Source organism: Stenotrophomonas sp. P5_A8 (assembly GCF_056400545.1).
In genome coordinates this window covers 1-8,035 of the sequence record NZ_JBFULB010000172.1, presented here as the reverse complement: position 1 = coordinate 8,035, position 8,035 = coordinate 1, and the positions used below count along the sequence as shown (strand labels likewise).

General features: G+C 68.0%; 9 protein-coding genes. All 9 read left to right on the top strand.

Features of this window, described 5'->3' with window-relative positions:
* Positions 1-1,237, top strand: a 1,237-nt coding sequence (locus AC1DQP_RS12805; RefSeq protein ID WP_478051726.1) for a response regulator, incomplete at its 5' end; no start/stop codon positions are given.
* Positions 1,210-2,058 carry a CheR family methyltransferase gene (locus tag AC1DQP_RS12800; RefSeq protein WP_478051725.1) on the top strand — a complete coding sequence of 283 codons (849 nt, stop codon included), beginning with the start codon at positions 1,210-1,212 and terminating at the stop codon, positions 2,056-2,058. The genes AC1DQP_RS12805 and AC1DQP_RS12800, both read left to right, overlap by 28 nt.
* Complete coding sequence (locus AC1DQP_RS12795; RefSeq protein ID WP_457320305.1) at positions 2,058-2,642, top strand: chemotaxis protein CheB; 585 nt, start codon at positions 2,058-2,060, stop codon at positions 2,640-2,642. Before AC1DQP_RS12800 ends, AC1DQP_RS12795 begins: the two co-directional genes overlap by 1 nt.
* Positions 2,639-3,754 carry a hybrid sensor histidine kinase/response regulator gene (locus AC1DQP_RS12790; protein WP_478051724.1) on the top strand — a complete coding sequence of 372 codons (1,116 nt, stop codon included), beginning with the start codon at positions 2,639-2,641 and terminating at the stop codon, positions 3,752-3,754. Before AC1DQP_RS12795 ends, AC1DQP_RS12790 begins: the two co-directional genes overlap by 4 nt.
* Positions 3,755-3,910: 156 nt before the next feature.
* Positions 3,911-4,366: a manganese-binding transcriptional regulator MntR gene (gene mntR, locus AC1DQP_RS12785; protein ID WP_256777235.1), complete on the top strand. Its 456-nt coding sequence runs from the start codon at positions 3,911-3,913 to the stop codon at positions 4,364-4,366.
* Positions 4,359-4,883 (top strand): tRNA adenosine(34) deaminase TadA, encoded by a 525-nt coding sequence (gene tadA, locus AC1DQP_RS12780; protein ID WP_457320302.1) that lies wholly within the window; start codon positions 4,359-4,361, stop codon positions 4,881-4,883. Before mntR ends, tadA begins: the two co-directional genes overlap by 8 nt.
* 100 nt (positions 4,884-4,983) lie before the next feature.
* On the top strand, positions 4,984-5,553 hold the full coding sequence (orn, locus tag AC1DQP_RS12775; RefSeq protein WP_457320300.1) for an oligoribonuclease: 570 nt from the start codon (positions 4,984-4,986) through the stop codon (positions 5,551-5,553).
* Between the two features lie 70 nt (positions 5,554-5,623).
* Positions 5,624-6,493: an EcsC family protein gene (locus tag AC1DQP_RS12770; protein WP_478051723.1), complete on the top strand. Its 870-nt coding sequence runs from the start codon at positions 5,624-5,626 to the stop codon at positions 6,491-6,493.
* A gap of 132 nt (positions 6,494-6,625) precedes the next feature.
* Positions 6,626-7,747 carry an alkene reductase gene (locus AC1DQP_RS12765; RefSeq protein WP_478051722.1) on the top strand — a complete coding sequence of 374 codons (1,122 nt, stop codon included), beginning with the start codon at positions 6,626-6,628 and terminating at the stop codon, positions 7,745-7,747.
* Positions 7,748-8,035 lie beyond the last annotated feature (288 nt).

Here is an 8,035-nt window from a genome sequence, read left to right as displayed (position 1 = left end):
TGGTGAAGCAACACCGCCGGCCGCGCTGCAGCGGGTGGCCGATGACCGCGGCCGGCGCAGCCGCGCCGGGCGCATGATCCTGGTGGTCGAAGACGATGCGACCTTTGCCGGTGCGCTGGTGTCGATGGCCCATGAACTCGACTTCGACTGCGTGGTGGCCGGCACTGCCGAAGAGGCGCTGGGCCTGGCCGCCGAGCTGCGCCCGAACGGCATCCTGCTCGACATCGGCCTGCCCGACGTGTCCGGGCTGAGCGTGCTGGAGCGGCTCAAGCGCGATCCCGCCACCCGGCACATTCCGGTGCACGTGGTGTCCGGGCTGGAGCGCTCGCAGGTGGCGATGGAGCTGGGCGCGATCGGGTATGTGATCAAGCCGGCCACGCGCGAGCGCCTGCTGGGGGCGATCCAGCAGCTGGAGGCCACCAGCCAGCGCGACGTACGTCGCCTGCTGATCGTCGAGGACGACAGCGAGCTGCGCTCGAACCTGCAGCTGCTGTTGGGCCGCGACCAGCTGGAAATCACCGGCGTGGGTACCATCGCCGAGGCGATGGCCGCACTGGGCACGTCCACCTTCGACTGCATGGTCACCGACCTGACCTTGCCCGACGGCACCGGCTATGACCTGCTCGAGCGCATGGCCGGCAACGATGCGGTCGCCTTCCCGCCGGTGATCGTCTACACCGGGCGTGCGCTGACCCGCGATGAGGAGCAGCGCCTGCGTCGTTACTCCAAGAGCATCATCATCAAGGGCGCGCGCTCGCCCGAGCGCCTGCTCGACGAAGTGACCCTGTTCCTGCACAGCGTGGAGGCGTCCCTGCCCAGCGACCAGCAGCGGTTGTTGCGTGAGGCGCGCCGTCGCGACGCGGTGCTGGATGGGCGCATCGTGCTGCTGGCCGAGGACGACGTGCGCAACATCTTCGCCCTGTCCAGCGTGCTCGAACCGCTCGGGGTGACCCTGGAAATCGCGCGCAACGGGCGCGAGGCACTGGACAAGCTGCGTCCGGAGATCGACCTGGTACTGATGGACATCATGATGCCGGAGATGGACGGGCTGACTGCCATGCGCGAGATCCGTGCCGACCACCGCTGGCGCGACCTGCCGATCATCGCGCTGACCGCCAAGGCCATGCCCGATGACCGTGAGCACTGCCTGCAGGCCGGTGCCAACGACTACATCGCCAAGCCCATCGACGTGGACAAGCTGGTCTCGCTGTGCCGTGTGTGGTGCTCGCGTCGATGAACGACACCGAGTTGTTCGACCTGGAACTGCGCCTGCTGCTGGAGGCGGTATACCAGCGTTACCACTATGACTTCCGCAACTATGCGATGTCCTCGCTGCGGCGGCGCATGCGGCATGCGATGGCACGTTTCGACTGCGCCACCATGGGCGAGCTGCAGCACCGCCTGCTGCATGAGCCGGAGACCTTCGCCCAGGCGATGCAGTACTTCACCGTGCAGGTCTCGGAGATGTTCCGCGACCCGGCGTATTTCAAGGTGCTGCGCGAGCACGCGATGCCGGTGCTGCGCACCTATCCGTCCATCAAGCTGTGGATTGCCGGCTGCAGCACGGGCGAAGAAGTGTGGTCGATGGCGATCCTGCTGCAGGAAGAGGGACTGCTGGACCGGTCCATCCTCTATGCCACCGACATCAATCCCGATGCGCTGCAGGCCGCCGAATCCGGCGCGTTCCCGTTGGAGCGCACCGCGCAGTTCAGCCGCAACTACCTGGCCGCCGGCGGCACCGGCTCGCTGTCGGACTACTACACCAGCGGCTACGGCAGCGTCGTGTTCGACCGCCGCCTGAAGCGCAACATCGTCTTCGCCGATCACAGCCTGGCCACCGACACGGTGTTCTCCGAGGTGCACCTGGTGTCCTGCCGCAACGTGCTGATCTATTTCCAGCGCGCGTTGCAGGACCGGGCTATCGGGCTGTTCCATGAGGCGCTGGTGCACCGCGGCTTCCTCGGCCTGGGCGGCAAGGAATCGCTGCAGTTCGGCGCGCACGCCAACGATTTCGAAGCCTGCGCGCGCGAGCAGCGCCTGTACCGGAAGCTGGCCTGATGAGCGCCGTGCCGCATCGGCAACATTTCGACGTGATCGTGGTCGGCGCCTCGGCCGGCGGCGTCAGCGCCTTGCAGGCGCTTCTCGAAGCGGTGCCGGCCGACCTGGCGATGCCGATCCTGGTGGTGCTGCACCTGCCGCGCGATCGCCCCAGCCGCATCGCCGACCTGCTCGACCTGCGCTGCCCGTTGCCGGTGCGCGAGGCCGAGGACAAGCAGCCGCTGCGCCCCGGCACGGTGACCTTCGCGCCGCCGGATTACCACCTGCTGGTGGAAGACCGCGACACCCTGGCCCTGTCCGTCGATGCGCCGGTGCTGTTCTCGCGCCCGGCGATCGACCCGCTGTTTGAAAGTGCCGCCGACGTGTTCGGCAGCGGCGTGCTGGCGATCCTGCTCACCGGCGCCAGCGCCGACGGCAGCGAAGGCGTGGCTGCGGTGCGCCACGCCGGCGGCCAGGCCTGGATCCAGTCGCCCGACGATGCCTATTCCTCCTTGATGCCTGCCTCGGCACTGGCCCACGCTGGCGCCGATGCAGTGCTTCCGCTTACTTCCCTGTGCTTGCGCATGAAAGGCCTTATCCGATGAACCTGATCGACCCCGCCAGGGCGACTGCCGATGACCGCGTGAACCTGCTGATCGTCGATGACGTGCCGCAGAACCTGGTGGCGATGGAAGCGCTGCTGCGCCGGGAGGGCCTGAATATCCTGTGCGCCGCCTCCGGCGCCGAAGCGTTGGAACTGCTGCTGCAGCACGACGTGGCGCTGGCGCTGCTGGATGTGCACATGCCCGAGATCGATGGGTTCTCGCTGGCCGAACTGATGCGCGGCTCGCAGCGCAGCCGCGATGTGCCGATCATTTTCCTGACCGCCTCGCCGAACGATCCGGTGCGCGCGTTCAAGGGCTACGAAACCGGCGCGGTGGATTTCCTGCACAAGCCGATCGAGCCGCAGGTGATCATGAGCAAGGTCAACGTCTTCATCGAGTTGTACCAGCAGAAGCAGCTGTTGAAGGCGCGCAACCACGACCTGGAACACGCGCTGAAACTCAATGAAACGATGATGGCCGTACTCACCCACGACCTGCGCACGCCGCTGGCCTCGATCCTGCTGTGTGCGGACAAGCTCGCGCTGGACCTGCCGGCCGACAGCGGCGTGCAGCGCACGCTGGGCCACCTGGAGAACAGTGCCCAGCGGATGGCGCGGATGGTCGAGCAGTTGCTGGATTTCTCCAAGATACGGACCGGGGGGCTGCGCCTGAACTGCGACGAGTGCGACGTTGGCGAGGTCGCTGCCGTGGTGGTGGCCGAGATCGCACGCGCCCACCCGCAGGCACGCATCGAGCTGCAGCTGGACGGCGACACGCGCCTGCAGGGCGATCCGGACCGGCTGGCGCAGCTGTTGTCCAACCTGATCGGCAACGCGGTGCTGCACGGCGGCGATGCGCCGGTGCAAGTGAGCCTGCACGGCGCCGGGCACGAGCCGCTGCGGCTGCAGGTGCGCAACGCCGGGCGGATTCCCGACGAACTGCTGCCGCGCTTGTTCGAGCCGTTCAAAGCCAGTTTCCACGACAGCCGCGGCCTCGGCCTGGGCTTGTTCATCGCCAGCGAGTTCRCCCGCGCGCACGGCGGCACGTTGGTGGCGCGCAACCTCGATGGCGAGGTGCTGCTGGAGACGGCGCTACAGCGCCGGATTCGCTGAGCCGTAGCCCGGACGGCGCGTGCACCGCACGCGCGAACCGGCAACCGGGTGGCCCGTGCGCGACCCAAGCGGACCCGGCCACGGCCGGCGGGCCGGGGTGCGGTAAACTGAGCGCCTTGCTGCCATAGTCGCCGCTGGCCGCCCGCTGGAGTTCCGATGCCCGCTTCCTCGCGCAAAATCTCGCCCTTGATCGATGCCCAGGTCCACGTTGAGGGCTTCGTGCAGGTGCGCGAGGCGCGTCGCTCGGAGCTGGTCGAGGATTATGTCGAGCTGATCGCCGACCTGATCGCCGACGGTCGCGAGGCGCGCCAGGTGGATATCGCCACCCGGCTCGGCGTGGCCCAGCCGACCGTGGCCAAGGCGCTCAAACGCCTGGTCAAGGAAGGTTGGGCGGTGCAGCGGCCCTACCGCGGGGTATTTCTCACCCCGGCCGGCGAGCAGTTGGCGGTGGAAATGCGCGCCCGCCACCAGACCGTGGAGCGCTTTCTGCTGGCGCTGGGCGTGGATGCCGACTCGGCCCGACGCGATGCCGAGGGTATCGAGCACCATGTCAGCGAAGCGACCTTGGCCGCGTTCGAGGCGTTTGTGCGCAAGGCCGACGGCCATGGTTGAGTCCCTGCCGGCACCGCCGCCGCTGGGCGTGCCGGTGCACGACCAGGACGAACACTGGATGCGCCATGCGCTGGCGCTGGCCGAACGCGCCGAGCAGGAATTCAACGAAATCCCGGTCGGCGCACTGCTGGTCGGCGCCGATGGCCAGGTGCTGGGCGAGGGCTGGAACCTCAACATCGCCGACCACGATCCCAGCGCGCATGCCGAAATCGTGGCGATGCGCCAGGCGGGCAGGGCGATCGCCAACCACCGCCTGATCGGCAGCACGCTGTATGTGACCCTGGAGCCGTGCGCGATGTGCGCGATGGCGATCGTGCACGCCCGCGTGGCACGGTTGGTGTACGCGGCCAGTGACCCCAAGACCGGCGCCTGCGGCAGCGTGTTCGACCTGCTCGGCGATGCCCGCCACAACCATCGTGTGGAGATCCACGGCGGGGTGCTGGCCAAGCAGGCCAGCACGCGGCTGACCAATTACTTCCGCGCCAAGCGCGGCAAGCCGCCCCTGCTGCTGGAATAGCGCAGCCTGTCGCGACGGGACGACGACGCGATGGCGGTATCATGACGCCCCTCCATCCCCGGTCGGTGCTGCGGCGCCGACCCTTGCACAAGGCGTGAACATGGCCGACAACGGCGCAGAAGGCGAGCGACTGATCTGGATCGATCTGGAAATGACCGGCCTGGATACTGACAACGATTCGATCATCGAGATCGCCACGGTGGTGACCGATGCGCAGTTGAACGTGCTGGCCGAAGGCCCCGAGTTCGCCATCCACCATCCGGTGGAGCGCCTGGAGGCGATGGACGAGTGGAACCGCACCCAGCACCGTCGCTCCGGTCTGTGGCAGCGCGTGGTCGACAGCCAGGTGAGCCTGGGCCAGGCCGAAGCGCAGACCGTGAACTTCCTGTCGCAGTGGATCAAGGCCGGTGCATCGCCGATGTGCGGCAACTCGATCTGCCAGGATCGGCGCTTCCTGCACCGTGAAATGCCCCGGCTGGAGCGATACTTCCATTACCGCAACCTGGACGTATCCACGATCAAGGAACTGGCCAAGCGCTGGGCGCCCAGTGTTGCCGCTGGCGTCGGCAAAACCGCCAGCCATACCGCGCTGAGCGATGTGCACGACTCGATCGACGAACTGCGCCACTACCGGCAGTTCATGGGCACCCTGGCAGGCCTGCCGGCCTGATCCAGCCGTGATGGCGGCGGGAGAGGGAAACGCACATTCCGTTCAACCCACCGGCGCTATGATCCGGGCCATGAACGCCATCTCCCGCAGCACGCCACCCCCGCTGGAAACGCAGATCCTGCCCACCTCGCAGGACTGGGCCGACCTGCAGCGCGCCGTCGCGCTGCTGGAATCGCCCACGCTCACCGCCAAGATGGCCAACCTGATCGGCTCGCCGCTGGAGTTTGCGGTAAAGAAGCTGCCGAACGTGGTGTCCCGGCGCATCCACGGCGCGGTTGAGGCGGCGCTGTTCAAGTCCGCCCAGGCGGCCTTGTGGAGCATGGACAATACGCCCGGCAAGACCGCCTCCACGCGCTGGCACAAGCTGGCAGCGGCCACCAGCGGCGCGGTCGGTGGTGCGTTCGGTTTCACCTCGTTGTTCATCGAGCTGCCGGTGTCGACCACGATCATGATGCGCTCGGTGGCCGACGTGGCCCGCAGCGAAGGCTTCGACCTGCGTGAGCTCAGCACCCGCCATGCCTGCCTGGAGGTGTTTGCCCTGGGCGGCAACTCGGGCAAGGACGATGCCAGTGAGACCGGCTATTACGTGACCCGCGGCTTCACCGCCGAAGTGATGCGCCACCTGTCGGCCGAGCTGGCCGGGCGCGTGGCCAGCGGCGGCGGGGTGATGATCGGGCTGACCCCGAAGGAMGCCGGCAAGTGGCTGGCCAAGATCGTGGAGAAGGTGGCCGCGCGCTTCGGCGTGGTCGTCACCGAGAAGTTCGCCGCGCAGGCGGTGCCGATCATCGGCGCGGTCACCGGCGCCACGCTCAACACCATGTTCACCGACTACTACCAGGACATGGCGCGCGGCCACTTCATCGTGCGCCGGTTGGAGCGCACCTACGGTTACGAGACGGTGCGCGCGGCGTATTCGATGCTGGCCGACCAGCGCGCCTGACGCCCGTCGCCGGCAGGCGGCCAGACAGGGGATCGTTGCGCTGGCGGCACAACTGTTTTGCCGCGCCGACGCTGTTGCGCCGCCGCGCGCGCCCCTATCCTTCGGGCAGACCTGTTCCGACGGATGTCTTCCATGTTGTTCACCCCCTACCGCATGGGCGCGCTGACGCTGCCCAACCGCATCGTGATGCCGCCGATGACCCGCTCGCGTGCGGCCGACGGCAATGTCGCCACCCCGCTGATGGCGCAGTACTACGCGCAGCGCGCCTCGGCCGGCCTGATCGTCAGCGAAGGCACACAGATCAGCCAGCAGGGCCAAGGGTATGCCTGGACCCCCGGCATCCACGACGAGGCGCAGATTGCCGGCTGGCGCGGCGTCACCGACGCGGTGCATGCCGCTGGCGGGCGTATCGTGGCCCAGCTGTGGCATGTGGGCCGTGTGTCGCACACCGCCCTGCAACCGGGCGGTGCTGCACCGGTGTCCGCGTCGGCGCTGCTGGCGCCGGGCGTGAAGGTGTTCGTCGATCCGCAGGGCAGGGGGCCGCAGGGCGGCGTCGGCGAGATGGTCCAGCATTCGATGCTGCGCGCGTTGGCCATCGAGGAAATCCCCGGCATCGTGCGCGACTATGCGCAGGCCGCCCGCAATGCGATTGCCGCGGGCTTCGACGGCATCGAGCTGCACGGCGCCAACGGCTATCTGATCAACCAGTTCATCGACTCGCAGGCCAACCAGCGCACCGATGGCTATGGCGGGTCGCTGCCGAACCGGCTGCGCTTCCTGCGCGAGGTGGTCGAAGCGGTAGCAGAGGCGATCGGTGCCGAGCGCGTGGGCGTGCGTCTGGCGCCGTTGACCACGCTGCAGGGCGCGGTCGATGACACCCCGCAGGCCACCTATCTGGCCGCCGCGCATGTGCTCGACAGCATCGGCGTCGGCTACCTGCACATCGCGGAAGCCGACTGGGAGGATGCCCCGGTGATGCCGGAGGCGTTCAAGGAGGCACTGCGCCTGCTCTATCGCGGCACGCTCATCTACGCGGGCAAGTACACGGTCGAACGTGCCGAGGAAGCCCTGACCAAGGGGTGGGCCGACCTGATCGCCTTCGGCCGCCCCTTCATCGCCAACCCGGATCTGCCGGCACGGCTGCAGCAGGGCATGGCGTTGAACCCCGCGGACAAGGCCAGGTTCTTCGGCGGCGGCGCGGAAGGATTCACCGATTACCCGGTCGCCGAGACCGCCGACGCCGCCGACGCCTGACAGTGACGCGCAAGGCCGACGATCGGGCAACGCAGCGCTCGTAGAGCTGACCGTTGGTCAGCTGCCCTCTGCTCCGACGTCGCGGTGTCGGAAGGATCCGCCGCGTTGCGTGGGGCAGCCGACCAATGAGTGGCCCCAAGGTGGAGCAGCCGACCAACGGTCGGCTCTACGGGTTCTTGACATCGGCAGCGTCCGACGTAGAGCTGACCGTTGGTCAGCTGCTCTCCGCTCCGACGTCGCGGTATCGCAAGTATCCGCCGCGTTGCGTGGGGGCAGCCGACCAATGAG